We start from the raw sequence: 26,393 nt of genomic DNA, 5'->3' as shown, positions 1-26,393 counted from the left end.
GTCAGATCTGCGGCAGGGCGTCGTCGGTCCCGGCGGTGTCGTCAGCGTCATCGACGCTGTCAGTGCTGTCGTCAGGGGCAGATTCCGGGCGAATGTCGATCTTCCATCCGGTCAGCCGTGCAGCCAGGCGTGCGTTCTGCCCCTCTTTGCCGATCGCCAGGGACAGCTGGTGGTCCGGCACGACGGCCCGGGCGACCTGCATGTCATGATCGGTGACGTCGACGCGGACAACCTTCGCCGGTGCCAGCGCATTGCCCACGTACACCGCCGGGTTGGCGGAGTGATCGACGATGTCGATCTTCTCGCCTCCGAGTGCCTCCATGATGGCGGTCACCCGCTGGCCGCGTGGGCCGATGCAGGCACCCTTGGCGTTGAGGCCGTTGACCGTGGAAGTCACCGCGATCTTCGACCGGTGGCCAGCCTCCCGTGCGATCGCGGTGATGTCCACCGAGCCATCGGCAACCTCAGGAACCTCGAGCGCGAACAGTCCCCGCACCAGTTCCGGGTGGGTCCGTGACAGCAGGATCTGTACGCCACGCTGGCCACGGTTCACAGCGGTGACATAGCACTTCACCCGGTCACCGTGCTCCAGCTTCTCACCGGGCATGTGCTCGGCGGCGAGGATCAGACCGTCCTGCCCGTCGGCTTCGGTGCCGAGGTGGACCACGGTGATACCGCGGTCGTTGGCTCGCGCGTCCCGGTTCACCACACCCGAGACCACGGTGCCCTCCAGGTCCGCGTACTTGGTGTACGTCGTGTCCGCCCGGGCGATATTGATCTGCCCACGGATCGCGTCCCGGACCGCCTTCGCGGCGGCACGACCGAAATCCTCCGGAGTGTCGTCGAACTCACCGGTGGTATTGCCGTCCTCGTCCTTCTCCAGGCGCAGGACGGTGACCGTCCCGTCGGTACGGTCGATCTCCACGCGGGCAGGCCCGTCCACCTTGGTCAGCTCGCGGTAGGAGTCCAGCAGTGCCGCGGAGATCGCGCCCAGCAGTGCACTCCTGCGCACGTGCTCGATGTTCTCCAGGGCGGTCAGGGCACTCAGGTCAATTTTCACTTGTCGTCCTTCTGCGCTCGTAGCGCACGGTACTTCTCGGGATCAAGGCCCACCAGGTCACGTTGATCGACCGGGGGTTCGGAAAACTCAACTTCTACCAAAGCTCCCGCTGCCGAAGCCAATCCGCGGGCCTCGACCTGCGGAGCTTCCTTCTTCTTCTCTCCGGGACGAATCAGCCAGATCTCGCCGGTGTCCCCATCCACCGCAGCGATACGCGCCTGCGTCCCGTCGATACTCACCAGACGGCCCGCATTCCGGCGGAAATGCCGCAGTTCGGTCAACGGAGTCTCCAGCCCCGGTGTGGTCACCTCGAAGGTGTAGCCCGGTCCGAAGTTCAACGTCCCCGAGGACTCACGGGCGTCGAGTTCCCCGGACACCGCCTTGCTGAGTTCCTCGAGCTGGTCGAGGTCCGGCCGGTCGTCGGCGTCGACGGCGACGCGGACCGCGGATTTCGCCCCCGCCCTGGTCACGGTGATCGATTCGAGGTCGAGACCGAGCGTTGCGGCCAGTGGGCCGACGACCTCGGCAAGGTCCTGTTCAGAAGGGAAAGCCATGCCGTGAACCCTATCACCGACCCGGGATGGCACTATGGGACCGTGCACGTCTCCTCACCCGCCCCCGCCTCCGCGATGCCGCGGCGTCGTCCCGTCGTCCGACGGGTACTTGCCGCCAGTGCGGCGCTCACCGTCGCGACAGTATCGTTCACCGCATGCTCGACTGAACCGCCCCGGCCGGACGAGAACCTGGAGTCGCTCGTCCAACAGCTCGACGCCCTCGACGGCACACCTGTCGCCGGAGGCACGGGAATCTTCGCCGACCAGTCCGAGGCGATCTCCGGGGAGATCGTGCGCCAGTGCGGCACAGACCGGGACGGCCAACCCCCGGAAGACTGCGGGGCACGCACCCTTGAGGCTCTTGCGGACACCCCTGCGGTTGAGGACGTGCGGTCACGGATGCTCCAGCTCATCGACGGCGACGACGCCGCCAGTGACACTGCACCTGACGACGACGGGGAACGCGACCGCGCCGTCCTACTCACCGGGCTGCATGCCGCGCTCGCCACCGTCGACGACAGCTCAGCCGGTGGCCCCGCGATCGATCAGGAGATGATCGACGCCGGATTCGACACCGACTCCCAGGACACCGCTGCCGGACTCGCCGCGACCACGGAACTGGTCAACCAGGCGGTGTATCTCTCCGGGGTCGTGCTGCCCGTCGCAGGGACGAACCGGGACACCGTCACGACCGTCAGCACCCGGATGCGTACCATCCGCGACACCGTGACACCTGCCTCCGGTGTCGCCGCCGACGCCGGTTACAGCACACCTGACGGTTTCACCCCGCCTACTGACGCCGCGACTGCGGCGTCTGTCCTCCTCGAGTCCGTCCACGCGGTGACGGTATCGCTGCGACGCGCGGTCGACGAGATCAGCGACAACGACCGGGCGCTGGTCGCCATGCTGTGTGCCGTGTCAGCGCGATCCGAGGCTGCCCTGGAGGACGCGCTGGGCGAGGATCCGCTGGCCGTCAGCGTCCGGGGAGAATAGACGGGGCGAGTAGAGGGGGCCGACCATGCGGGAAGGGCCCGCCGGGTGTTCCGGCAGGCCCTTCGATCGTGCTGCTTCTTCTTGTCGGGGATGCGTCGTGCCCTGGCACGCAGCTTCAGGTGTTCCTGCAGCTGGCCCGGGGACATCCTCCATGTCGAGCGGTCCGAGATTCTCACCTCCCGCGTCCTGTCACGGGCTGTCCTTCACGGACCACCCTGGTGCAGGACGCAGACTAACACGCCTCCGAGCACTACCGCCCGCGACGCTCCAGGAAGAGATCCACAGCGGTGTTGTAGGCGATGTTGTCGACGTCACCCGTCAGGCGGTTCCGCAGTTCCACCGTGCCGTCGGCGAACCCGCGCCCGACCACGAATACCAGAGGGACCCCCAGCAATTCAGCGTCCTTGAACTTCACGCCGGGGCTCACCTTCGGACGGTCATCGAAAAGAACCTCCAGCCCCGCGTCAGCCAACCGGTCGACCAGGTTCTCCGCGGCCTCGCCGGCGGCGGCATCCTTGTTCGCGATGACCACGTGGACATCATAGGGGGCGACCTCACTGGGCCACCGCAGTCCCTTCTCGTCGTGCATCTGCTCGGCCAACACGGCAATGAGGCGCGAGACACCCAGCCCGTAGGATCCCATGGTGGGGACCGAACGCTTGCCGTTGACGTCGAGGATCTGCATGTCGAAGGCCTCGGTGTACTTGCGGCCGAGTTGGAAGATATGCCCGATCTCGATACCACGCTCCAACGTCAACGTGCCCATTCCCTCGGGTGCGGCATCACCTTCGCGGACATTCGCCGCCTCGATGTATCCGTCGGGCGTGAAGTCCCGGCCCGCCACCATGTTGACCACATGGTGGTTCTTCTTGTCCGCACCCGTGATCCACGACGTGCCGGTCACGATGCGCGGATCCGCGAGCACCCGCACGCCATTGTCTGCCAGCCCCTTGGGGCCCACGTATCCCTTGATGAGGAACGGGTTGACCTCGAAATCCTTGTCCTCGGCGAGTTCCACTGTCGCCGGCTCCAGGGACGCCTCCAACCGCTTCATGTCGGCGTCGCGATCGCCCGGCAGCAGAATACCGGTCAGCTCCGGCTCCGCGCCGGGCTCGGTCACCTTGACGACCAGGCACTTGAGCGTGTCCGCGAGCTTAACGTCGCGACCGTCCACGGTAATGCCCTCAGCCCGCGCCCACTCAACCAGCGTGTCCATTGTCGTCGCATCCGGAGTCTCGTAGACCGTCGCCTCCGGCAAACCCTCCACCGGCCGCGTCTCGGGGTGCGGGGTGACGACGGCCTCGACATTGGCGGCATAGTCGCCGTCGGAGGCACGCACGAACGTGTCTTCACCGTTCGGGGAAACCGCGAGGAACTCCTCGGACGCCGACCCGCCCATCGCGCCGGAGGTAGCCGCACAGATCGCGTACTCTACGCCGAGCCGGTCAAAGACGGCCTGGTAGGCACGGCGATGTGCCTGGTAAGCCTCCTCGAGTCCCTCGTCGTCCATCGTGAAGGAGTAGGAGTCCTTCATGATGAACTCACGGCCCCGCAGGATGCCCGCACGGGGACGTTCCTCGTCCCGGTACTTCGTCTGGATCTGGAAGAGGGTGACAGGGAAATCCTTGTAGGAGCTGTACTCCCCCTTCACCAGCGAGGTGAACAACTCCTCGTGGGTCGGGCCGAGGAGATAGTCCTGTCCCTTGCGGTCCTTGAGACGGAACAGCGCGTCGCCGTACTCCGTCCAGCGCCCCGTCGTCTCATAGGGCTCCCGCGGCAGCAGGGCCGGTAGGCTGATCTCCTGGGCGCCGATGGCACCCATTTCCTCCCGCACGACCTTCTCTACGTTGCGCAGCACCCGCAGCCCCAGCGGCAGCCACGAGTACACGCCCGGAGCCGCCCGCCGGATATACCCCGCACGAACCAGAAGCTTGTGGCTGGGGACCTCCGCGTCGGCGGGATCATCGCGCAGCGTGCGCAGGAAAAGAGACGACATCCGGGTGATCATGACCGGTACTCTAGTTCAAAGCACTATGTGTGTATCGCTAGGGTGTAGCGCATGTTTATCCTGCTCCCCCCGTCCGAAACCAAGGCATCCGGTGGCGACGGCCCCGCGCTGGACATCGAGGCACTTTCCTTCCCCTCGCTCAACAAGGTCCGGCGGCGGAACATCGAGGATCTCCGCGTCCTCCACCCCGACGATGCGCTGCAGATTCTCGGGATCTCGGAGAAGCTCCGCAGTGAGGCCGAAGCGAACACCCGATTGCGCGAAGCACCGACTGTCCCGGCGATCATGCGCTACACGGGGGTCCTCTACGATGCCCTCGACGTCTCCACCCTCGCCCCCTCCGCACGCACGCGACTGGGGGTGGGTTCGGCGTTGTTCGGCCTACTGGCGGCGGACGACCCGGTGCCGCACTACCGGTTGTCCGCCGGGACGAAACTGCCGTACTCCGGTGCGGCAGTCGACGCACTGCCGACGATGAAGGCCCGCTGGGGTTCGGCCGTCACCGAGGCACTGCAACAGGTTCCCGGCACGGTCGTCGACCTACGGTCCGGCGGCTACCAGCAGTTGGGGCGGCTGCCCGGGGCGGTGACCGTGCGGGTCGAGTCTGTGCGCGAGGACGGCTCCCGCAAGGTTGTCAGTCACTTCAACAAGCACTACAAGGGTCTGCTGGCCCGGGAGCTGGCCTCCGCCGATACGGACTTGACGACCCCCGGTGACGTGGCCGGGGTGGCTGACATCGCACGACGTGCCGGGTTGACCGTGGAGGTCAACGAGGGGCTCTCTGCGAAAGACTCGTTGACGCTGGTGGTGTAGGCGGCGACTGGTGGCCGTCGGGCCGAACCCAGGAAGTGTTACCACTTTCGGCGTCCCATATCCTGCAAAAGCCCAGGTCACCAAAAGTGTTACCACCCTGAAGTGGTAACACTTCCCCTCATCAGTGGCCATCAGGGCAGGGAATTCTCAAATTCTCAATCGACCGATTGTTCTCAAATTCTCAAATTCTCAACCCGCAGATGCATCGACGCTACACTCGGTGTCATGACCAACCCCTTCCGTCCGACCTTCGGAGCGTCGCCGCAGTACTGGGCCGGCAGACGGATCATCCTCGACGACTACGCCGAGGCCCTGGCTTCCGGCCCCGGCGCCGCCGCACGCACACTGGTGATCACCGGATCCCGCGGGATCGGCAAGACTGTCCTGCTCAACGAGCTCGAGGATATCGCCGCCACCCAGGGTTGGCTGGTCCTGCGTGCCTCAGCCCGCGGGGACATCGTGGCCGAACTCACCGACTCGGTGATACCGGCGAAAATCCAGGAGCTCAGTCCACCGACGACGCGCCGGGTAACCGGTGTGGGGATCACCGGGCTCGGCACGGTGACCACCTCCGTCACCGGCCCCGACGAGCGTGATCTTCCGCGCCCCACGCTAGATTCACGTCTCCGCGACCTACTCGCGATGGTCTCCGGCACGGGAGTCCTGATCACCGTCGACGAGATCCAGGACGCCGACCGTGACGCACTGAGCAGGCTCGCCGTGACCTACCAGAACCTCATCCGCGACGATCTGGAAATCTCCCTGGCCATGGCCGGTCTCACCCACGGGGTGGAAACACTGCTCAACCTGCCGGGGACGACCTTCATGCGCCGGGCGCACCGCTACGATCTGGGACCGCTCACCAGTGAGGACGCCGCAGACGTACTCGCAACCTCATCGCGGGACTCCGGCCTGGCATTCGATACCACCGGGCTCGCCTCTGCCGTCCACCTCGCCGCCGGCTACCCCTACCTTGTGCAGCTCGTCGGCTCCCTGGCGTGGAACGTCGCTCGCCGCGCCGACGCAGACTCGATCTCCGTACAGCAGGTTGACTCGATCAGGGAGGAGGCGGTGGCGACAATGGGTGCTCAGGTGCACCACCCGTCACTGAAGGGGGTACCCACCGTTCAGCGGGAGTACCTCGAGGCAATGGCTGCACTGGCGGCGCACGGACGCGGCGGCACAGACGACCCGGTCGCCACCGCCGCGATCGCCGAACGCCTGGGCAAGACCCAACGTGCTGCCAGCGACCCGCGGGCAAAGCTGATCGACCGGGACCTGATCTCTCCCGCCGGGTGGGGCAAGGTCCAGTTCACACTGCCCTACCTGGGCGATTGGCTCCGGGGAAGCGGGACGGTGCGACGGATCAGTTGAGCTGTCCCGTAACGTCGATCCGCCGTGCCGCAGCCTCACCGACGATGATGATCGCCGGCGAGCCCAGTCCCTCGCGCTCGATCGTCTCACCCAGGGTAACCAACGTTGCTTCCGTGACGCGCTGCTGCGGGGTGGACGCCTGCTCGACGACAACCGCCGGGGTTTCTCCGTCCCGTCCACGGTCGATGAGTTCCGCGGCAATCGCCCCGGCATGGCGCATCGCCATGATCAGAACCAGCGTGCCGGTGAGCCCGGCGACAGCCGACCAGTTCACCAGTGATTTCGCATGTCCCGGAGGGACGTGACCGGAGACCACGGTGACGTCGTGGTTCAGCCCGCGGTGTGTCAGGGAGATCCCTGCCGCCGCCGGTGCGGACGTCACCGAGGTCACCCCGGGGATCACGCGTACGGGGATCCCCGCCGCGGCACACGCCTGGACCTCCTCGTGGCCCCGACCGAAGATGTACGCGTCCCCGCCCTTGAGGCGCACGACGTGCTTGCCGGCCTTCGCCCGGTCGATCATGAGCGCGTTGATGCGCTCCTGCGGAACCTGGGTGGAATACGGGATCTTCGCGACGTCGATGACCTCAGCACCCCGCTCTGCGGCTTCCTCGGCGAGTGCGACAGCTCCGAGATGGTCGGTGAGGACGACGTCGGCCGCCCGCACCGCCCGGGTCCCGGCAACGGTGACCAACTCAGCGTCCCCCGGACCTCCACCGACGAGAGTGACACTGCCGGCAGTGCTCTCCGCGGCACTGTGCACGCTGTGTGCAGGGAGTGCTTCCGCATCCAACGCAGACACGGCTGCCCCACGGCGGTCATCGACCGGTACGCCGTGCGCCGTCGCCCAGGCCAGAGCCTCGACAGCAGCAGCGGGCGGTGTGCCCGCAGGCACCCGCACCAGAGCGACACGCGTGTCCCCTGTGGCCGTACCGATGGTGGGGACGGCCCCCTGGTCACGAAGCAGCTCCGCTGCGACGGCGGCGTCCGGTCCGTCCACCACGAGCACCGGCACGCCGGTCAACACAAGACTCATGGGCTTGGAGTCTAGTCCCCTGCTACTTGTCGAGCTTCAGAGCCTTCTGGCTGCGCTCCCACTGCTCGTTGAACAGCGCGGTGTCCTTGGAGATCCGACCACCGTAGGACGGGATCATCTCCTTGAGCTTCGGAGCCCAGTCAGCCATCCGGTTACCGAAGCAACGCTCCAACACCTCGATCATCGCCGAGGGGGCGATGGACGCTCCCGGAGACGCACCCATCAGGCCGGCGATGCTGCCGTCGCCGGAGTTGACCAGAGCGGTACCGAACTCCAGCGAACCGAACTTCGGCGCACCGATCGGCTTGATCACCTGGACGCGCTGCCCGGCGGTGACAAGCTCCCAGTCATCGCCGTTGACGTTGGGCATGTACTCACGCAGCGACTCCACGCGGGCCGCCTGGTCCTTGAGCACCTCTTCGACCAGGTACTTGGTCAGACCCATCTCCTGGACAGCCACGCCCAGGTAGGACGGGATGTTGCCCGGGCGCAGGGACTTGAACAGGTCCAGGAAGGAGCCGTTCTTCAGGAACTTCGGCGTCCAGCCGGCGTACGGGCCGAAGAGCAGGCCCTTCTTACCGTCGATGATGCGGGTGTCCAGGTGCGGCACCGACATCGGCGGAGCGCCCTTGGCAGCCTTGCCGTAGACCTTCGCGGAGTGCTGCTCGATGACCTCGTCATTGGTGCACCGCAGCCACTCACCGGAGATCGGGAATCCGGCGTAGCCGCGGATCTCCGGGATACCGGCCTTCTGCAGCAGCGGCAGGGCCATACCGCCGGCACCGACGAACACGAAATTCGCGCGCACGGTGGAGGTGTCGCCGTTGTGCAGGTTCTTCACCTCGAGCTTCCAGCCGGCGCCGTCACGGGTGATGTTGGTGACATTGTTGCCGTACCGGACCTCGACACCTTCGGCGGTGACGGCGTCCAGGTACTGGCGGGTCAGCGCCCCGTAGTTGATGTCGGTGCCCGCGTCGGTCCAGGAGATCGCAACCGGCTCGGAGAAGTCACGGCCGTCCGCCATCAGCGGAAGTTTTTCGCTGAAGACCTCTTCCGAGTCGGTGTACTGCATATCCGGGAAGAGCGGGTGGTCCTTCAACGCTTCATAGCGGGCCTTGATGTAGTCCGCCTGCGCAGTACCGTGGCCGAACGACATGTGCGGGGTGCGGTTGATCCACTCGCTGGGCTCACCGAGGGTGCCGTTCTCCACGAGGTAGGACCAGAACTGGCGGGAGGCCTGGAACTTCTCGTTGATGCCGACAGCCTTGGAGATGTCGATCTTGCCGTTGACCTCGGGCGTGTAGTTGAGCTCACACAGGGCCGAGTGGCCGGTGCCGGCGTTGTTCCACGGCGAGGAGGACTCTGCACCGGGGACGTCCATACGCTCGATGATCAGCTGGCTCCAGTCAGGCTGGAGCTGACGCAGCATCACGGACAGGGTGGTGGAGATGACACCGGCGCCGATGAGGGCGACGTCGACGTGATCATTCTGGGAAGGTGACACGTTAAGCTCAATCCTTTTCATCGCTGCTTGTTCGCCGCAGCCGGTGACCCTCTGGGCACTGCCATAAGCCACACGCGGCGTCCACAATGGTGCGATGATACGTGCCACTGTGGCTACTGGTACAACCCGCCCCTCTGCGCGTGTGACCGTCCTGCCCTCTTCTGAACCGGTTCCGATGCGCGAACGCAGGCGGTCAGGGGCATTACACTGGCATCCCGTGAATGCTCTCAGCCGCCAGAATGTCGCCACCGTCCTTTCCCGCCCACTGGGACAAAGCGTCCATGAACTGGACTTTGAGCCGGATATTCTGGGCGACGGATACACGCGGCACACCATTGAATTCGGCATCGACCCAGACAATGAACCCGACGGCGCACCGGGCACGGTGTGCTGCACGCTTGTCCGTTACCGGCCGACAGACACACCGGAATGGGGGGAGCGTCCCGCCGTCCTGTTCGTCCATGGAATGACCGACTTCTTCTTCCAGACCCACGTCGCCGAGCACTTCCACGAACTGGGCTACGCCGTCTACGGCCTTGACCTGCGCAAGTGCGGCCGGTCGCACCGCGACGGGCAGACCTGGCACCATGTGACCTCCCAGTCGCTCTACGACGAGGACCTTGCCGTCGCCCTGTCACTGCTCAGCGCCGGGCACGGATCGACCACCCTGGTCGGGCATTCGACCGGCGGACTGGATGTGACGATGTTCGTCTCCCGCCTGCACACCGCAACTCAGCTCGGTGACACCGCGCGCGCGGCGTTATACGACAGCATCGACGCGGTGATCCTGAACAGCCCGTGGCTGGACCTGCAGTTCGACCGGGTTACGAACTTGATCATCCGCCGGGTCTTCCCCCATGTCGCCCGATTCTGGCCGACCTGGCATGTCCCGGGCGGGATCAACCCGACCTACGGGCAGAGCCTGCATGTCTCCAGGCACGGCGAGTGGGACTACGACCTGGAACTCAAGCCGCCGCTGCCCCGTCCGAAACAGGTCAGCTGGCTGGTGGGCGTCAGCCGGGAGATCAATAAGCTGCACAGCGGATCTTTCTCCACCGGTGTCCCCACGCTGCTCTTGTGCTCGGACGCCCACAGCGCCGGGAAGATGGTGCCTGACGGTACCGGTGCCACGGTCCCGGAGCGGCAGGCTTTCGTGACGGATACCGTGTTGAAACCGTCACAGATGCAGTCGGCCGCACACCTGGTGGACCCGCACTGTGAGGTACGCGTGATCCCCGGGGCGATGCACGACGTCTTCCTCTCACGTCCCGACGTCAGGGCCGCGGCCTTTGCAGCCGTCGACGCGTGGGTGGACGTACCATCGGTGCCATGACTGACTCCCCCGAACACTTTGACCTCATCATCGTCGGCACCGGCTCAGGCAATTCGATCCCCGAAGACCTCAACGACCGGAAGATCGCCGTTGTCGAGAAAGGTGTCTTCGGCGGCACCTGCATCAACGTCGGCTGTATCCCGACCAAGATGTACGTCTACGCCGCCGATGTGGCCCGTGAACTGACGGACGCCGACCGCTACAACCTGTATCCGATCGGAGGGGCGGCGGCCGCGCCGATGCCGGTGGCCGGCTGGCGGGTGAACTGGGACGACCTCAAGGAGCGGGTCTTCGGAAAGCGCATCGACCCGATCTCCCGGGGCGGTGAGGAATACCGACGCGGCGACGAGACCCCGAATATCACCCTGTTCAGTGACATCGCGTCCTTCGTCGGCGAGCGCACCCTACGCATCGGCGAGGGAGCCGGCGCCCGGACAATCACCGGCGACCAGATCGTCCTGGCCACAGGGACCCGGACGTGGGTGCCGGAGGTGATCGGGGAATCAGGTATCCCCTACCGCACGAACGCCGACATCATGAGGATGGACGAGCTGCCGCGCACGCTGGTGATCCTGGGTGGCGGGATCATCGCGGTGGAGTTCGCCCACATCTTCTCGGCACTGGGCGTGGAGGTGATTGTCATCAACCGGTCGGAGTCTCTGCTGCGCCGTTTTGATTCGACCGTGTCCTCGCGGTTCACCGAGTTGGCGGGGTCGCAGTGGACGAACCTGCTGGGGCACACGGTCACCGGTGCCCGCGCCGACGGCGGCCTCGTCACTCTGACGCTGGACGACGGTCGGGAGATCGACTGCGACGAGGTGCTGCTCGCCCAGGGGCGCGTGCCCAACGGCGACCTGTTGAATGCCTCGGCCGGGGGCGTGGACCTGGCCGAGGACGGCAGAATCCTCGTCGACGACTACGGCCGGACGACCGCCGAGGGGGTGTGGGCTCTGGGTGATGCCGCCAATGAGCTGCAGCTCAAGCATGTGGCGAACCAGGAGGCTCGTGCGGTCTTCCACAACGTGGCCGCTGACGCCACGTCAGAGAGCAGCCTGGAGGCCTTCAAGCACGACAACGTCCCGGGCGGAATCTTCACCCATCCCCAGATCGGCTACGTCGGCATGACCGAGGACGAGGCCCGTACATGGGCGCAGGAGAACGGCCGTACCGTGACCGTGAAGGTGCAGGAGTACGCCGACGTGGCCTACGGGTGGGCGATGGAGGACACGACCGGATTCTGCAAGCTGATCGCGGACGCTGACTCGCACCGCCTGCTGGGGGCCCACATCATGGGCCCGCAGGCCGCAACGCTGATTCAGCTGCTGGTGACCGCCATCGAGTTCGACCTGGATCTCGCCGAGTTCGCCACCAGGCAGTACTGGCCGCACCCGTCCTTGAGCGAACTGGTGGAGAACGCCGTCCTGGGGTTGGATCTGCGCTAGGTTTGTAGGGGAACCTAGTGTGGGGCCGGGCCGGCACCGGTCGCCGGAAGGGAACGACGATGCGGTGTGTGGTCACGGGAGCGGCGTCCGGTATCGGACGCGAGGTGGCGTTACTCCTGGCGCGCGAGGGGCACGAGGTGATGATCACCGACCGGGACGAAGTCGGCTTGGACGCGACGGCGCGCGACATCACCGACATCCGGCCGGGGGCGTTGTTGGACGACCAGGTCCTGGACATCACCGAGTTCGAGGAGGTGCGCTCCTGGGCGTCGCGGATCACCGGCGAATTCGGAGCCCCGGACGAGGTCTTCCATGTCGCCGGCATCGCGATCTGGGGTGACCCCCGCACCTTGCCACATGAGAAGTGGGCGAAGGTCATCGACGTGAACCTGATGGGTACGGTACATATTGTTGAAACACTTGTCCCGGCGATGACGGAGGCAGGGAAAGTCGGGGCGGGCCGACGGGCGCGACCACGCCGCCTGTGCTGCGTGTCCTCGGCAGCCGGGATCATCGGACTGCCCTGGCACGCAGCCTATTCCGCGTCCAAGGGTGGGGTGCTGGGCATGTGCGAGGTCCTACGCTTTGATCTCGCCCCGCACGGCGTGAGCGTGCACGTCGCGGTTCCCGGAGCCGTGGACACTCCCCTGGTACGTACCATCGATATTGACGGGGTAGACCAGACCGCCGACCGGGTACAGAAGGTCCAGAAGATCTTCCAGGGGCATGCTGCGACGCCGGTGGAGGCTGCGCAGAAGATCGTCGACGGGACGCGGAAAGGCAGGTACCTGCTCTACACCAGCGGCGATATCCGATTGGGGCGCTGGGCACAGGTGAATCTCCCCTGGGCGTACCGCGGCGTCATGCGATTGCTGAACAGGGGGTTTCGCTGGGCTGCCGCGGACGCAGAACAGGGGCGCACCCGGTAGAAAAGGGTGCACCCCTCGCGTGCCGTTCCCGGATTGTCCGGACTACTCGGAAGATCCCGAGCTGCCGATGACGTCGGCGATGGAACCGGCGACATCCTGGTTGTGCTCGCCGCTGCTGATGATGCCTTCGGCCGTCGCCGCACTGCCGCCGACGTTGTCGATCAACCGCTTGAAGCCCTGCCACAGGCCGTGGAGGAGGGTGGAGATGCCGTCGCCGAGGGAGCTGACGATGCTGAGATCCATGAGAATTTACCTTTCGGAAAGTCGGAGAGAGCTGATTCTTTCAGCGTCTCGGCTCAGAGCTTAAACCCTCGTACAGCAGCGCGCCTTCCTTCGGTGAACGATAGTACCCCCGGGGCTACGGCGTACCTCGCACAGGTGACAGCGCGAGTGACCGGCACGTGACCTCATTGACTCAGCTCCGTTCCCGACCTTAATGACGCGAGCCCCTCCCTCAGGTGTACTGCGTAAATGACACCATAGTCCACTCCTCCAGCTTGACTACATAAGTAAGCACGCTATAGTCTCGACGTCCGTCATAACGATCAGGCACCTGAGCGGTGCCCGGACGCTCCAAGCCTCCAAGGATCCGAGGATCCAAGGATCCAAGGATCCAAGGATCCAAGGATCCAAGGATCCAAGGATCCAAGGAAAGGAAAACGCCCCAGACCCACCCGCGCGAACCCCCACACCGGCCCCGGAAGGACAGTGAACCCGACCATGTTCGGAACTCCCCCGAAGACACAGATCCCCGCCCGGCGGTGGAAGGCAGATGACGTCACCGTCACCGAACCCGCCACCGTCAAACGCGCCATCAATGCCGCCGCCATCGGAAACGTCACCGAGTGGTACGACTTCGGCGTCTACGGCTACCTCGCCCTCACCATCGAGGGGGTGTTCCTTCCGGAGGACTCCGGACCCGCCGGCAAAATCATCGTCGCCGGACTCTTCGCCGTTTCCTTCCTCGTCCGTCCCATCGGTGGCCTGGTGTTCGGTCCACTGTCCGACAGGATCGGACGTAACCGCGTCCTCGCCATCACGATGATCATGATGGCGACCAGCACCTTCCTCATCGGTGTCATCCCGTCCTACGCCGCCATCGGCATGCTGGCGCCGTTCCTGCTGCTGGCCTGCCGCCTGTTGCAGGGCTTCTCCACCGGAGGCGAGTACTCCAACGCGATGACGTTCATCTCCGAGTACGCGCCCGACCGCAAGCGCGGCTACTTCGGTAGCCTGCTCGAAGTCGGCACCTTCGGCGGCTACATCCTCGGAGCGTCCGTCGCCGTCATCCTGGAAGCCGTCCTGTCCGACGGTCAAATGCAGTCCTGGGGATGGCGCCTGCCCTTCTTCGTCGCCCTGCCGCTCGGGTTCGTCGGCATCTACCTGCGCACCAAGCTCAAAGACACGCCCGCCTTCGAACAACAGGAAGCCGCGAAGAACATCCCGGAGAGCCAGTCCCACGCAGCACGGGACTTCGAGGGCAACGAGGCAAAGAAAATCCTCTCCCTGTGGCCGTCGATCCTGGTCTGCTGCGGCCTGGTGATTGCCTGGAATGTCACCAACTACATGCTGACATCCTTCATGCCGTCCTACTTCGATGAGGTCGGCAGCAGGCAAGGCGGCTACGAGATCTCCAGCCTGACCGCCAACGTCCTGGAGATCGCCGTGATGGCGGTGTGCCTGGTCCTGATCCCCGTCTTCGGAAAGCTCTCTGACCGGGTCGGGCGCCGTCCCGTCGTCCTGGCTGGTTGCCTGTCACTGATCCTGCTGTCGGTGCCCTCGATCCTGCTTATCCGGGTCGACAACCTGGCGTGCGTGTTTATCGGACTGCTGATCATGGGACTGTCTCTGATCTGTTTCAGCTCGATCATGCCGTCCACCCTGCCCTCGCTGTTCCCCACCGTGGTCCGGGCCGGAGCGCTGGCCATCGCCTTCAACGTCTCGATCTCACTGTTCGGTGGCACGACGTCCACGGTGATGGAAGCGCTGATTGCCGCGACCGGCAACCTCATGTGGCCCGGGTTCTACCTCATGCTCGCCGGTGTGATCGGACTGGTCGCACTGCGCTTTCTGCCGGAGAGCAACGGCCGGCCGATGTGGGGGTCCAACCCCGCCGCGGAGACCGAGCAGGAGGCCGCAGTCCACGCCGAGGAACTCAACCGGCAGATCGACGACCTGGAGCACGAGGCGAACACCGTCTCGAGGGCCACTATCGGTTCCCGCTAGACCGTGTCGGCGGCGTCGATGCCGAGCACGCCGTCGATCTTCGTCCCGATGTCGGGCCCCGCGTCGCCGTTCCCCTCGTCGATGATCCACTCCGCCTCCCGGACCATCAGTTCGCGCACGGAGTCGTCGAGGCCAGGCGTGTAGTCATACTCGTCCCATCGCTCACGCACAGTCTCCTCATCGACGGTGGCTCCGCCGCCCACGAGACGCTTCGTGAGTATCTCGCGTGCCGCATCCGGCTCGCCCCCGATGAACCCGGTGGCATCATGGACACCGTCGACGAGCGCGCGGAGTCGGTCAGGGCCACCCTCGACCAGGTCGTTCTTCACCACGAGAAGCATGGTGCCGGTGTATAGCTCCGGGGGCACCGCGATGTCGACGTAGTCATCGCCCAACGCCTTTTTCGTGGGCGCATAGAAGGTATCGAACATCAAACCGGCGTCGATGTCACCCTTCTGCAGTGCCGTGGCGAAGTCCGTAGGCCCGATGTTGACGATCTCGGCCTCGATGTCGTTGGACTCGAGCAGTTCGTCGAGGATGAAGTTCATGTTTGTGCCGAGGGTCACGCCGACCCGCTTGCCGTATAGCGAGGCGATCCCGACGTCTGCGTCACCTGCGTCGTCTCTGACTCCGGCCTTCTTTGAACCGATGATCCGGTAGCTGTCGTAACTACTCAAGTTCGCCACCGCCGTCACGCCCTGGTCGCGCAGAGCGGCCGCGACGAGGGGGAACTCGGTAAGCACGGCGGCGTCTACCCCACCACCGAGCAGAGCCTCGAGGGCGGCCCGTCCACTATCGAAGGGTGTGGTGGTGACGTCGAGGTCATGGTCACCCCACATGCCCTCCTCGGCGGCGACGGCGACCTGTGGTGCCGTCCACCCCTCCGACCAACCGAGCTTGAGCGACATCGCGGCGTCGGACGCCCCGGTGCCGTGCCCGTCCCCGCCGGAGCAGGCCGAGGTGGAAAGGAGCAGGGACGCAGTCGCCAACAGCGCCACGGCTGTTCGGGAGACTCGAGGAAGTGCGGTGGTGGTCATCGTCGTTTTTCCTTATATTCACTGAGCGATGGAGTGGTCTATGGTGCGCAGGATCATGCCGCGCAAACGGGTCTGCTCGCTGTCGGGACGGGTGGAGTCGCGCGGGCGCGGGGTATGCACGGTATGACTGTCGACGACCGCGCCGGGTGACGGAGACATCACATGCACGGTGTCGCTGAGCAGCAGTGCCTCGTCGACGTCGTGGGTGACGAACAGGACGGTGGTGCGCCGCTTCCCCCACACCCGCATGAGCAGTTCCTGGGTGTGGCGACGGGTGGTGGCGTCCAGCGCGCCGAAGGGTTCGTCCATCAGCAGCAGGGCAGGCTCGGCGGCGAGTGCCCTGGCCAGCGCGACGCGTTGCTGCATCCCACCTGAGAGCTGGGCGGGGAAACTGTCGGCGTGATCGGCCATGCGCACGCTGTCCAGGTAGTCCAGGGCAAGGTCACGACGTCGCCGCCGGGCCCGGAGCCCCGCTCCCGGCACGAGCCGCTGCAGGGCGATCTCCACGTTGGCACGGGCGCTCAGCCACGGGAACAGGGCGTACTGCTGGAACACCACGCCCACCTCCGGGGTCGGGGCGGTGACCGGGCGGCCGTCGAGCAGAACGTCACCGGTGTCCGGCGAGGTGAACCCGGCGACGATGTTGAGCAACGTCGACTTCCCGCAGCCGCTGGGGCCCACGAGGCTGTGGAACGAGCCCGGTTCCAGCGACAACGTGGTCTCGCCGAGCCCGGAGGTCGGCGAGAAGAGCTTCTCCACGGCGGTGATCTCCACCGCACCCGGTGCACTCATGACTTCTCCCATCTGAGTAGGCGGTGGCCTGCGGTACTGATCGCCAGGTCGACGGCGGCGCCGAGCACGCCGAGGGTGATCAGGCTGACAAACATGGCGTCGGTGGCCAGGTACTGGCGGGACTCCTGGAGCTGGAAACCGATGCCGGAGGACGCTCCGGTGAGCTCGGCGGCGATGAGGCTGATGAACGCCACCGAGGCGCCCAACCGCAGCCCGGTCACGATGAACGGCGACGCGGCGGGGACCACCACGGACAGGAACTGGCGAGGCCGGGACACCCCCAGTGAGCGCGCGGCCCGCAGGTAGGTCTCGGGCACGGCCTCGGCCCCGGCGTGGGTGTTGAGCCACACGGTCAGGCCCACGGCGTAGGCGATGACGGCGTACTTGGACTCCTCCCCGATCCCGAACCACACGATCGCGACGGGCACCAGCGCGATCGCCGGCACGGGTCGCAGCAGGATCAGCACCGGGCCGAGCAAGCGGCGCAGCAGCAGGACCCGTCCGGTGGCGATGCCCAGGACCACCCCTCCCACAGCGCCGAGGATGAAGCCCACCAGCACCCGGGTCAGCGACGGCCAGACGTTCGCGGCGATGTAACCGTTGGCGAGCATCGTCCGCGCCGCCGCCAGGACGGTGACCGGGCCGGGGAACATCTGCTCGTCGGCGATGACCACGGTGGCGACGACCTGCCAGACGGCGACCATCAGCACCAGTGAGGTCACCAGCCAGCCGACGGTGGCGAGTTGGTCTCTGCGTGCACGACTCATTCGGCACCTCCCGACGACCGTGCCGGAGCTGTCGTGCTGGCACCCTGCACCAGGGTGAACCCCACCGGGGTCCGGGAGGACCCGGGCGTGCCGGTGATCGACGCGAACGCGTTGACCGCGACCGCGTCGAGGTCCTGGCGCACGGTGGTCAACGGGAAGAGTTCGTGACCGGTGACCGGTCCGCCGTCGAAGGTGACCACGTCGATGTCGTCGGGCACGGAGTGACCTGCGTCGACCACAGCCTTCACCACGGCCTCCGCCTGACCGAAGGTGCCGACGACGAAGGCGTCCGGCGTGTGGTCGACGAGGTATCGGGAGACCGCGCGGTAGGCGTCCCCGGCGGAAAGGTCGGTGACGATGCGTGCCGTGGGGTCACCGGCCTCCTGCGCGGCGAGGAACCCCTCGAAGCGCTGGCGGACGGTGTCCCGTCGCACCAGGCCCGTCTCCTCGACGGTAAACCCGCCGACGAAGACGGGGTGCCGGGCACCGCCACGCAGGACGTGCTCGGTGGCGACGGCACCGGCGTGGACGTGGTCGGCACCGACATGGCCGTGCGAGGGACGTTCCGCGGTACCCAGTCCCGTCAGCCCACGGTCGTTGTGCACCCACACCACCGGCACACGGGCACGGTCACAGACCGCGGCGGTGGCGTCGGCGTCCCCCTCCCCCAGGACGATGAGTCCGGAGACCCCGGCGGCGATCAGGCGGGCGGCCGCCTCCGCCTCCTTGTCGGGGTCGAAGTCGGTGTTGGCGAACAGCACGAGATGGTTGTGCCGTCCGGCCTCCCGTTCGACGGCGTCGGCAACCTGGGAAAAGAAGGGCATGGTGACGTGGGGGACGAGCAGGCCCACCATGGGCGTCGACGCCCCGGTGCGTAGCGCACGGGCCGCGAGGTCGGGACGGTAGTCCAGTTCCACGAGCGCGGCCTCGATGCGTGCACGCAGGGCATCGGACACCGGGCGGTGGCTGCCGCTGACGACGTAACTCACCGCGGTGGTCGAGGCGCCCGCACGTGCTGCGACGTCGGCCAGCGTGACGCGTCGTGCCCCGGAGGCAGGTGTCGGCTCGGTCGGCACTGTCGGCACAGTCGGTTCCTTTCTGTTGCCGGTCTCAGGTGCCGATCAATCTAGGACGCGGGTGCGGTGCGCGTGAATCCTTTCACTCACCGTGATCCAATCGATTCACGTGACGGCGTCAGGGTGGGTAGCTTCGTGGCCCATGACACACCTGAGAACAACCGGAGTCACCGTCCACGAGCCTGACCAGGTCGAGGACGGCTACGTCCTCTTCGCCGCGCCCGACGGGGTCACCCGGCTGATCGACCACCACGGTGAGGTCGTTCACCGGTGGGAGCACCCCGGCGTGCCGTCCCGGATCATCGACCCCGCCCTCGTCGACGGCGAGTTGGGCCGGGTCGGCCTGCAGCTCTCCGACCTCCCCGCCGTGGACGAGCCCCGGGGCGGGATCTACCCCAACCGCACCGTCGGCGAACTCTCCTGGGACGGCGAGGTGCGCTGGGAATGGGGCACCGAGGCCCCTGGCGGGGCCGCCCGCCAGAACCACGACTGGACGCTGCTCGACAACGGCAACCGGCTGTACCTGGTCACCGTCCCCCGCGTGGTTCCCTTCCTCGGCGACCACACCGTCGGCGACCAGGGACTCTACGAGGTCGACCCCTCGGGGACGCTGGTGTGGCAGTGGCTGCTCGGCGACCACCTCGACGAACTCGGACTCAGCAAGGAAGGCCTGGAGGACCTGCGAGCGACGTCCCGGCGACACGCCGACACCCCCTGGGGTTACGCGGAGATTAACACCGCCAGCGTGATCGGCCCCAACCGCCTGCACGACGACGACCCGACCTCACCGTTCACCCCCGGCAACGTGATCATCAGCTCACGCAAGGCCAACGTCGTCGCCGTGGTCGACCGCGTCAGCGGCAGCGACGCCGTCCTGTGGCGCCTCGGGCCGTCCTTCGACAGCGCTCCGGGAGACCACCACGAACGCATCCTGCAACGCCGGGTCCCCCGCCCACTCGACCAGATCTCCGGACAGCACAACCCCCACATCATCGCCGAGGACCTGCCCGGTGCCGGCAACCTCCTGGTCTTCGACAACCAGGGAGGTGCGGGGTACCCCCCTGTGGCACTGGGGATCTACTCCGGATCGCGGGTACTCGAGATCGACCCGCTGACCAGGCAGATCGTGTGGCAGTACACCGCCGAGGACTCCGGCCGTCAGCCGTGGGAGTTCTTCAGCGCCTTCGTGAGCAACGCCCAACGCCTGCCCAACGGAAACACTCTCGTCACCGAAGGAATGCAGGGGCGAATCTTCCAGGTCACCCCGTCCGGACGCATCGTGTGGGAGTACGTGTCTCCCTATTCGGGGCCCGCCGCACCGGGGAGTTCCACCGAGAGTTTCCTGGTCTACCACGCCCAGCACGTGCCGGCGGCGTGGGTTCCGGTGGGGTGAATCCGGTGCAACACCGGCGACACCGGCGCGAAACAGCCAGACAACAGCCCGCCGATACCGTCGGTGGCCATGACCGTTTCCCGAGGAGTCCCCTCCCCCGCAGACACCGCCGACCGACTCAGCCGAAGTTTCGGACGCCGCCGTTTCCTACAGATCGCAAGTGCCGTCGGAGCCGCCGGTGCAGGCAGCACCCTCGTCGGCTGCAGTCACGACGGGGCCCCGGCCGCCGCGGCCAGCTCCACCAGTCCGGGCATCCCCGGCGAGATCCTTCAGCCCGGTTCCGGCTCCCTGCAGGCAGACCATTACCTCGCCTCCGAGGTCGACATGGTCCTCTGGGGTTACCTGCCCTCCACCGACAGCGAACCAGTGCTGCGGATGAAGTCAGGTGAGACGGTGACGGTGGACACCGTCAGTCATGAGGGGATCCTCGAGGACCAGGGCCGCGACCCGGACTCCTGGTTCGGAGAGAAGGGGGTGGACCGGGCTGACGTGCTCGACGACGCCCGCGAGATTGCGGCGAACTACGACCGCACGCCCCGTGACTTCGACAAGGACGGCCCGCACATCGTCACCGGGCCGATCTTCGTCGAGGGCGCCGAACCCGGCGACGTGCTGAAGGTCGAGACGTTGGAGACGACCCTCCGCGTTCCCTACGGCGTGGTGTCCAGCCGGCACGGCAAAGGCGCACTCCGGGCGATGCCGGACGGCAAGGCGCCGGACGGCATCGACCTGGACGAGGTCATGCCGCCGGTGGGGGCCGACGGCCGCGGAGAGAACGTCTCGGTGTTCACCCGGGCGCAGGACGGACGGGGAATCATGACCTCCGGCGAGCTGGAGCTGAGCTTCCCGCTGCGCCCGTTCATGGGCATGATGGGTGTGGCCACCACCGACGACGGCGACGCCACCGCCGAGAGCCGCAACTCCATTCCCCCGACCCTGGGCGGCGGGAACATCGACATCCGGCACCTCGCCGTGGGGTCGGCCCTCTACCTGCCGGTCTTCACCGACGGGGCACTGTTCTACACCGGAGACCCGCACCACGGCATGGGCGACGGGGAAGTCGCACTGACAGCCATGGAGGGGTCCCTGCGCACCACATTCCGACTCACGGTGTGTAAGAGAGGTGACCGGTCGACCCCGTCCGTCGCCTTCTCCTACCCTTTCGGGGAAACCGAGGACGCCTGGATACCGATCGGCCTGTCCGACCCGGACGGACTAGTCAACGGCTCGGACCGGGACCTCAACGTGGCGATGCGCCGCGCGGTCGTCAACGCCCTAGACTTCCTGGAAACCGACCTCGGCATCGAGCGAGCGGTGGCATACGCCTACCTCTCGGCTGCGTCAGACTTCGCGCTGTCCCAGGTGGTCGACATCACCACCGGAGTGCACGGATTGATCTACAAGGACGGATTGCCGACACTGACCTAGTGGGTTCGCGGCGGACAACACCCGGTACAGCCCCTCTGCTCCCCCACCGCATGGCGGGACCCGCTACGCCAGCATGTAACCCTCGCGGTCCCGCCCGTAGCGGCCGCTGCTGGTAAGGATCATGATGAATTCAACCATCGTCCAGATCCAGAGAGCTCCCATCATCAGGTAGCCCAGGATCGCGAGAAGTCCACCACCGATGATCATGTCCGGGTCCTCATCAACGTAGTAGGTCTCACCGGAATAAGTCGCGACCATCTCGGTACCCGTACCGGCGATGATGAGCGAATAGCCCACGATCACGATCACCCAGGTGACGATGAGGAAGATCAGCTGGGCGATCGCGCGGCCCTTATTGCCGATGTAGAAGTTGTGGGCGCCGGTGCCGCCCAGGAAGAACGCCAGCAGCGCCGCCACGACCTTCTTCTTGGTGGACGGCGGCGGGGTGGGATACCCCGGGTACATTGCGGCACCCGCGTAGGGACCGGGCTGGCCCGCGTTGCCGTACTGGCCGGGGTACCCGGGCATGCCGTTCCCGGGTCCCTGAGGGGCGCTGTACGCCTGGGCCTGGTCCGCCGCCGTGGGGTTACCGTAAGGGGTCCCCTGGATATTCTCCCCGGACCACCGTCCCCCGGTGGTACCCGCAGAGCGTGCATTATCGGAGCCTTGAGAGCTCTGGAATTCCGGGCCAGTCACAGTGCGTTCTCCCACCTAGTATCGAAAATATAAGAGTATGCACAGCCTATCGTGGCGGTGAGGTTTACTAGGCACCGACGTCCAGGAGCGCCGCGACCAGGCGGTAGCTGGACTCATACGCCCTCGCCCATTCGCTGGCACGCGGTCCCGCGACATTGACCCCGAGTCCGCTCCCCTGTCCTCGCAGCCACTCCGACACATCGTGTGCCACTACCGCCATGTCGCTCTGACGCCAGACCAAGGCGTCAAGAACGAGGTGGGGACGCTGCCAATGGCGGGCAAATCCCACCGTCAGGTCGGTCCCCGGCGACGTCCCGCCCATGGCCGTCAGTATGAGTGTGGCGTCACTGTCGCGGACGTTCCACTCCGTGCGTTGCTTCGTCTCCGACGACGGAGTCTCCGTCAACTCCGGGTAGTCCGTCAGTAGTCCCGGCGGTTCCGAGCGGTCCTCGGCCCATCCACCGGCGGGGCACCAGCCTGCGACGGGAATACCAGCAGCTCGGGCAGCATCGAGTGCTCCCCTGTCGACACCCGACTGGCCGCCGGAGCGGATGGTGGCGATCATATGGCGGTAGCGGTCAGAGCCGTCATAACGGCCAACACCTGTCTGAGCTGTCACAGCGTGACACTTTATACGGTGCGCTTCTTCCTCGCTCCGCATCACCTGACCTCATAAAACCTAGCTTTACTTCCCGGCTCCGCAGTATCTCGATACCGTAGGATCGCGACAGCTACTGCTCCAACTTCACACCCGTCGCCGCCACAACATCATCCGTCGTCACACCCGGCGCGACCTCCCGCAGTACCAGACGCCCGCTGATCCCAGACACACCTGTTCCACCGTCGCGGACCACGTCAATGACCGCCAGGTCCGTGATGATGCGGTCCACCACGCCCTGCCCGGTCAGCGGCAGCGTGCATTCAGGCAGGATCTTGGGCGAACCGTCCCTGGAGACGTGGTTCATCAGCACGATCACCTTCCGCGCACCGTGTACCAGGTCCATGGCCCCACCCATGCCCTTGACCATCTTGCCGGGCACCATCCAGTTGGCCAGATCCCCGTGGCGGGAGACCTCCATTCCGCCGAGCACGGCGACGTCCACGTGTCCCCCACGGATCATGCCGAAGGACAGGGAGGAGTCGAAGAAGGCCGCGCCCGGGTTGACGGTCACCGTCTCCTTGCCCGCGTTGATGAGATCGGGGTCCAGTTCCGTCGGAATGGGGTACGGTCCGGTGCCGAGGATGCCGTTCTCGCTGTGCAGGACGACGTGCACGCCGTCGGGCAGATGGTTCGGGATCAGCGTGGGCATGCCGATGCCGAGGTTCACGTACTGCCCGTCCTCGAGTTCCTGCGCGGCGCGTGCCGCCATCTGTTCTTTCGTCCAACTCATCGCTTCTCCTCCTCCACTGAATCTGCGCCGTCTGCGCTCCCTGCGCTCTCTGCCCGCACGGTCCTTTTCTCGATCCTCTTGTGTTGCGGACCGGTCTCCACGATGCGTTGCACGAAGATGCCGGGCAGGTGGACCTGTGCCGGATCGATCTCGCCGGGTTCCACGAGTCGCTCTACCTCGGCGATGGTGATCCTTCCCGCCATAGCGCACAGCGGGTTGAAGTTCATCGCGGATTTCGCGAACACCAGGTTGCCTTCGGTGTCGCCGATCTCGGCATGAATCAGGGCGACGTCCGCTGGCAGTGCTTCTTCCAGGACGTACCGGCGTCCGCTGAACTCGCGGACCTCCTTGGGCGGGGAGGCGACGGCGACGGAGCCGTCCTCCCGGTACTTCCACGGCAGCCCGCCGTCGGCGATGGGTGTGCCCACCCCGGCGGGCGTGTAGAAGGCGGGGACGCCGATACCGGCGGCACGTAGCTTCTCGGCCAGGGTTCCCTGCGGGGTCAGTTCAACTTCGAGTTCGCCGGCGAGGTACTGGCGGGCGAACTCCTTGTTCTCTCCCACGTACGATGCGACGACACGGCGGACCTGGCGGTTGTTGAGCAGCAGGCCCAGGCCCCAGTCGTCGACACCGCAGTTGTTCGAGTAGATCTCCAGGTCGCTGACACCAGTGTCGACGAGGGCGGCGATGAGGCTTTCGGGGATGCCGTTGAGCCCAAAGCCGCCGACGGCGAGCCGGGCGCCGTCGGCGATGTCGCGGACGGCCTTCTCCGGTGTCGCGACGACTTTCGCTGCGAGGCTGGTGGGACGGGTGGAGCGGGTGGAGTGAGGCGAATCCGTCATCGTTGTTCTCCTTCTCGGTCGTCGTGCTCACGGATGGGGAGGGTGAGCATGTGGTAGCTGAGTGTCTTTCCGTGCCCGTCGAGCACCGGTGAGCCGGTAACGCCGCCGCCGAGCACGCCGCGCAGTTCGCAGACGAAGGATTCGACGGTGGCCACCTCCCGGACGGTGACGTCCCGGACATCGCAGCAGAAGTGCTCTGCCACGGCCTGTGCGGTGAGGTGTGCGCGCAGCTGCCGGTAGTTGTGAGGGGTGCGGGGCAGGACGGCGACGATGAGGGTGTCACCCTTGTCGCCGGTGCGCGCGTCGGCGTAGTCGTCGAGCATGTTCATCAGCGGTCTCCTTTCACGGTGGTGACCTGGGCGGCGATTCGTTCGCGCGGCAGCAGTGCCGAGCGGATGGCGAGGACTTCACTGCTCGCGGTACGTGCTCCCCCGCCGGCGGCGGGTCCGGCGCAGTAGAGCGCCTCAACCTCCCAGCCGATCGCGCGGGCCTGGGTGGCGGTGTCCACGCGTGCGGCCACGCGCAGGCGGACCTCCGGCGGGTCGGGACGGTCCGCCGTCGGCATCATGCCGCGGAAGGCTGCGCCGTCGCCGATGAACTCCACGCTGACGGTCGCCGGGTCGATGCCGTGAACGTGCTGCAGCCGGTGCCGGACGATGTCCCAGGCCATCTCCGCGCGCTGGCGGGCGCGGGGCCCGGCGTAGGTGATCTGTCCTTCGCCGAGCCAGCCGCCCCGGAAACCCAGAGTGACTTTCAGTGTCCCGGTGCGGGCCCGTCCAGTCGCCCCACTGACCCGCACGGCGTCGGGTCCCACCTCGTCGAGGTGAACGCCGGAGAAGTCGGCGGTCACGTCCGGGGTGAGGTAGGCCGATGGGTCAGCTACTTCGTAAAGCGTCTGTTCACGCACCGTCTGCCGGGTGAGCATGCCGCCGGTGTCGGCGAGTTTGCCCAGCACCGCGGTGCCGTCAGCGCTGATGTCGGCGAAGGGGAACCCGAGGTCTTCCATGCCGGGCACGGGTTTGGTCACCGGGTCGGCGAAGTAGCCTCCGGTGACCTGCCCGGCGCATTCCAGCAGGTGGCCGACGAAGGTTCCGGCGCCCAGCCGCGCCCAGTCGTCGAGCTGCCAGCCGAATTCGTGGACCATCGGTGCCAGGAACAGGGAGGGGTCGGCCAACCGTCCGGTGACGATGACGTCCGCACCTGCTCCGAAGGCCGGCAGGACGTGCTCGACGCCGAGGTAGGCGTGCGCGGAGACCAGTCCGGTGTCGTCGGACGACAACGGCTCGCCGGTCTCCCAGACGTCCGGGTCCGCGGAGCGAATCTCGGACAGGACGCTGTCGCCGGTCAGGTAGGCCACGGTGACCGTCCGGTCCGGCACCACCTCGGCGGCGACGCGGGCGATCAGACGGGCGGCGGCTTCAGGGTTCGCGGCGCCCGAGTTCGTCACCACGGTTGTTCCCTGGGCCACGGTGTGTGGCAGGACGGCGCGCATTCTGGTCTCCAGCAGCGGGTCGTACCCGGTGTCCGGGTCACTGAGCCGGCGGAGCTGCCCTGCTGCGACGGTGCGCTCCCCGAGGCACTCGAACACGAGGTAGTCGAGGCCCCCGTCTTTCGCGAGTTTGACGGCCGGGTCGAGACGGTCACCGGCGAACCCTGCGCCGGATCCGATTCTGATGGTTGGCATCGAAGATATCTCCTA

The 26,393-nt window shown here is 66.4% G+C and carries 25 protein-coding genes; 9 read left to right on the top strand and 16 right to left on the bottom strand.

Annotation, left to right across the window (positions count from 1 at the left end):
- Position 1: 1 nt before the first annotated feature.
- Complete coding sequence (gene nusA / locus CGLY_RS07705; protein ID WP_052539880.1) at positions 2-1,060, bottom strand: transcription termination factor NusA; 1,059 nt, start codon at positions 1,058-1,060, stop codon at positions 2-4.
- On the bottom strand, positions 1,057-1,614 hold the full coding sequence (rimP, locus tag CGLY_RS07700) for a ribosome maturation factor RimP (protein WP_038548208.1): 558 nt from the start codon (positions 1,612-1,614) through the stop codon (positions 1,057-1,059). The genes nusA and rimP overlap by 4 nt, the downstream gene beginning before the upstream one ends.
- A gap of 3 nt (positions 1,615-1,617) precedes the next feature.
- On the opposite strand from rimP, the gene CGLY_RS17550 reads away from it, so the two are divergent.
- Positions 1,618-2,607, top strand: coding sequence for a hypothetical protein (locus CGLY_RS17550; protein WP_052539878.1), 990 nt, complete (start codon positions 1,618-1,620; stop codon positions 2,605-2,607).
- 250 nt (positions 2,608-2,857) lie between these two features.
- On the opposite strand, the gene CGLY_RS07690 is transcribed toward CGLY_RS17550, so the two are convergent.
- On the bottom strand, positions 2,858-4,615 hold the full coding sequence (locus CGLY_RS07690; protein WP_038548205.1) for a proline--tRNA ligase: 1,758 nt from the start codon (positions 4,613-4,615) through the stop codon (positions 2,858-2,860).
- Between the two features lie 51 nt (positions 4,616-4,666).
- Between CGLY_RS07690 and yaaA the strand changes: the two genes are divergently transcribed.
- Both yaaA and CGLY_RS07680 read left to right on the top strand, forming a co-directional pair.
- Positions 4,667-5,428, top strand: coding sequence for a peroxide stress protein YaaA (yaaA, locus tag CGLY_RS07685; RefSeq protein ID WP_038548202.1), 762 nt, complete (start codon positions 4,667-4,669; stop codon positions 5,426-5,428).
- A 225-nt stretch (positions 5,429-5,653) separates the two neighbouring features.
- The gene (locus tag CGLY_RS07680) at positions 5,654-6,802 is read left to right on the top strand and encodes an ATP-binding protein (protein ID WP_038548199.1); all 1,149 of its coding nucleotides are present in this window, start codon (positions 5,654-5,656) and stop codon (positions 6,800-6,802) included.
- Here CGLY_RS07680 and cobA read toward each other — a convergent pair.
- Entirely contained in the window at positions 6,795-7,838 is a 1,044-nt protein-coding gene (gene cobA, locus CGLY_RS07675; protein WP_038548196.1) for a uroporphyrinogen-III C-methyltransferase, read from the bottom strand. The genes CGLY_RS07680 and cobA overlap by 8 nt on opposite strands.
- A 22-nt stretch (positions 7,839-7,860) precedes the next feature.
- On the bottom strand, positions 7,861-9,363 hold the full coding sequence (gene mqo, locus CGLY_RS07670; protein WP_169736920.1) for a malate dehydrogenase (quinone): 1,503 nt from the start codon (positions 9,361-9,363) through the stop codon (positions 7,861-7,863).
- A gap of 154 nt (positions 9,364-9,517) precedes the next feature.
- Here mqo and CGLY_RS07665 point away from each other — a divergent pair, with 154 nt between their 5' ends.
- From CGLY_RS07665 to CGLY_RS07655, 3 genes are read left to right on the top strand one after another with little or no spacing between them, the layout of a single operon-like run.
- Positions 9,518-10,675, top strand: coding sequence for an alpha/beta hydrolase (locus CGLY_RS07665; RefSeq protein WP_052540782.1), 1,158 nt, complete (start codon positions 9,518-9,520; stop codon positions 10,673-10,675).
- A complete protein-coding gene (mtr, locus tag CGLY_RS07660) occupies positions 10,672-12,117 on the top strand; it encodes a mycothione reductase (protein WP_038548190.1) in 1,446 nt (481 codons plus the stop codon). The genes CGLY_RS07665 and mtr overlap by 4 nt, the downstream gene beginning before the upstream one ends.
- 59 nt (positions 12,118-12,176) lie before the next feature.
- Entirely contained in the window at positions 12,177-13,046 is an 870-nt protein-coding gene (locus tag CGLY_RS07655; protein ID WP_038548187.1) for an SDR family oxidoreductase, read from the top strand.
- 42 nt (positions 13,047-13,088) lie between these two features.
- On the opposite strand, the gene CGLY_RS07650 is transcribed toward CGLY_RS07655, so the two are convergent.
- Positions 13,089-13,289, bottom strand: a complete 201-nt coding sequence (locus CGLY_RS07650) for a hypothetical protein (RefSeq protein ID WP_038548184.1) — start codon at positions 13,287-13,289, stop codon at positions 13,089-13,091.
- A gap of 477 nt (positions 13,290-13,766) precedes the next feature.
- Here CGLY_RS07650 and CGLY_RS07645 point away from each other — a divergent pair, with 477 nt between their 5' ends.
- Complete coding sequence (locus tag CGLY_RS07645) at positions 13,767-15,272, top strand: MFS transporter (RefSeq protein ID WP_038548181.1); 1,506 nt, start codon at positions 13,767-13,769, stop codon at positions 15,270-15,272.
- Here CGLY_RS07645 and CGLY_RS07640 read toward each other — a convergent pair.
- From CGLY_RS07640 to CGLY_RS07625, 4 genes are read right to left on the bottom strand one after another with little or no spacing between them, the layout of a single operon-like run.
- Positions 15,269-16,309, bottom strand: coding sequence for an ABC transporter substrate-binding protein (locus tag CGLY_RS07640; protein WP_038548178.1), 1,041 nt, complete (start codon positions 16,307-16,309; stop codon positions 15,269-15,271). The genes CGLY_RS07645 and CGLY_RS07640 overlap by 4 nt on opposite strands.
- A gap of 18 nt (positions 16,310-16,327) precedes the next feature.
- A complete protein-coding gene (locus tag CGLY_RS07635) occupies positions 16,328-17,101 on the bottom strand; it encodes an ABC transporter ATP-binding protein (protein ID WP_038548174.1) in 774 nt (257 codons plus the stop codon).
- A complete protein-coding gene (locus tag CGLY_RS07630; RefSeq protein WP_052539874.1) occupies positions 17,098-17,868 on the bottom strand; it encodes an ABC transporter permease in 771 nt (256 codons plus the stop codon). Before CGLY_RS07630 ends, CGLY_RS07635 begins: the two co-directional genes overlap by 4 nt.
- Positions 17,865-18,953 (bottom strand): LacI family DNA-binding transcriptional regulator, encoded by a 1,089-nt coding sequence (locus tag CGLY_RS07625; RefSeq protein ID WP_052539872.1) that lies wholly within the window; start codon positions 18,951-18,953, stop codon positions 17,865-17,867. Before CGLY_RS07625 ends, CGLY_RS07630 begins: the two co-directional genes overlap by 4 nt.
- Positions 18,954-19,086: 133 nt before the next feature.
- Here CGLY_RS07625 and CGLY_RS07620 point away from each other — a divergent pair, with 133 nt between their 5' ends.
- Both CGLY_RS07620 and CGLY_RS07615 read left to right on the top strand, forming a co-directional pair.
- Complete coding sequence (locus CGLY_RS07620; RefSeq protein WP_052539870.1) at positions 19,087-20,337, top strand: aryl-sulfate sulfotransferase; 1,251 nt, start codon at positions 19,087-19,089, stop codon at positions 20,335-20,337.
- A 69-nt stretch (positions 20,338-20,406) separates the two neighbouring features.
- Complete coding sequence (locus CGLY_RS07615) at positions 20,407-21,765, top strand: acetamidase/formamidase family protein (RefSeq protein WP_038548171.1); 1,359 nt, start codon at positions 20,407-20,409, stop codon at positions 21,763-21,765.
- 63 nt (positions 21,766-21,828) lie between these two features.
- On the opposite strand, the gene CGLY_RS07610 is transcribed toward CGLY_RS07615, so the two are convergent.
- The 6 genes from CGLY_RS07610 to CGLY_RS07585 form a co-directional block, all read right to left on the bottom strand.
- Positions 21,829-22,461: a TM2 domain-containing protein gene (locus tag CGLY_RS07610; RefSeq protein ID WP_227590422.1), complete on the bottom strand. Its 633-nt coding sequence runs from the start codon at positions 22,459-22,461 to the stop codon at positions 21,829-21,831.
- Between the two features lie 67 nt (positions 22,462-22,528).
- Positions 22,529-23,080 (bottom strand): putative molybdenum carrier protein, encoded by a 552-nt coding sequence (locus tag CGLY_RS07605; RefSeq protein WP_052539866.1) that lies wholly within the window; start codon positions 23,078-23,080, stop codon positions 22,529-22,531.
- Positions 23,081-23,192: 112 nt separating this feature from the next.
- Positions 23,193-23,852, bottom strand: a complete 660-nt coding sequence (locus CGLY_RS07600) for a CoA transferase subunit B (RefSeq protein ID WP_038548167.1) — start codon at positions 23,850-23,852, stop codon at positions 23,193-23,195.
- Positions 23,849-24,694: a CoA transferase subunit A gene (locus CGLY_RS07595; RefSeq protein ID WP_052539863.1), complete on the bottom strand. Its 846-nt coding sequence runs from the start codon at positions 24,692-24,694 to the stop codon at positions 23,849-23,851. Before CGLY_RS07595 ends, CGLY_RS07600 begins: the two co-directional genes overlap by 4 nt.
- Positions 24,691-25,023 (bottom strand): AtuA-related protein, encoded by a 333-nt coding sequence (locus CGLY_RS07590; protein WP_038548164.1) that lies wholly within the window; start codon positions 25,021-25,023, stop codon positions 24,691-24,693. The genes CGLY_RS07595 and CGLY_RS07590 overlap by 4 nt, the downstream gene beginning before the upstream one ends.
- Complete coding sequence (locus tag CGLY_RS07585) at positions 25,023-26,378, bottom strand: acyclic terpene utilization AtuA family protein (protein ID WP_038548161.1); 1,356 nt, start codon at positions 26,376-26,378, stop codon at positions 25,023-25,025. The genes CGLY_RS07590 and CGLY_RS07585 overlap by 1 nt, the downstream gene beginning before the upstream one ends.
- Between the last annotated feature and the right edge of the window lie 15 nt (positions 26,379-26,393).

It is taken from the genome of Corynebacterium glyciniphilum AJ 3170 (assembly GCF_000626675.1).
Taxonomy (GTDB): domain Bacteria; phylum Actinomycetota; class Actinomycetes; order Mycobacteriales; family Mycobacteriaceae; genus Corynebacterium; species Corynebacterium glyciniphilum.
The sequence above is the reverse complement of the archived record's forward strand: the minus strand, read 5'-3'. Positions and strand labels throughout refer to the sequence as shown.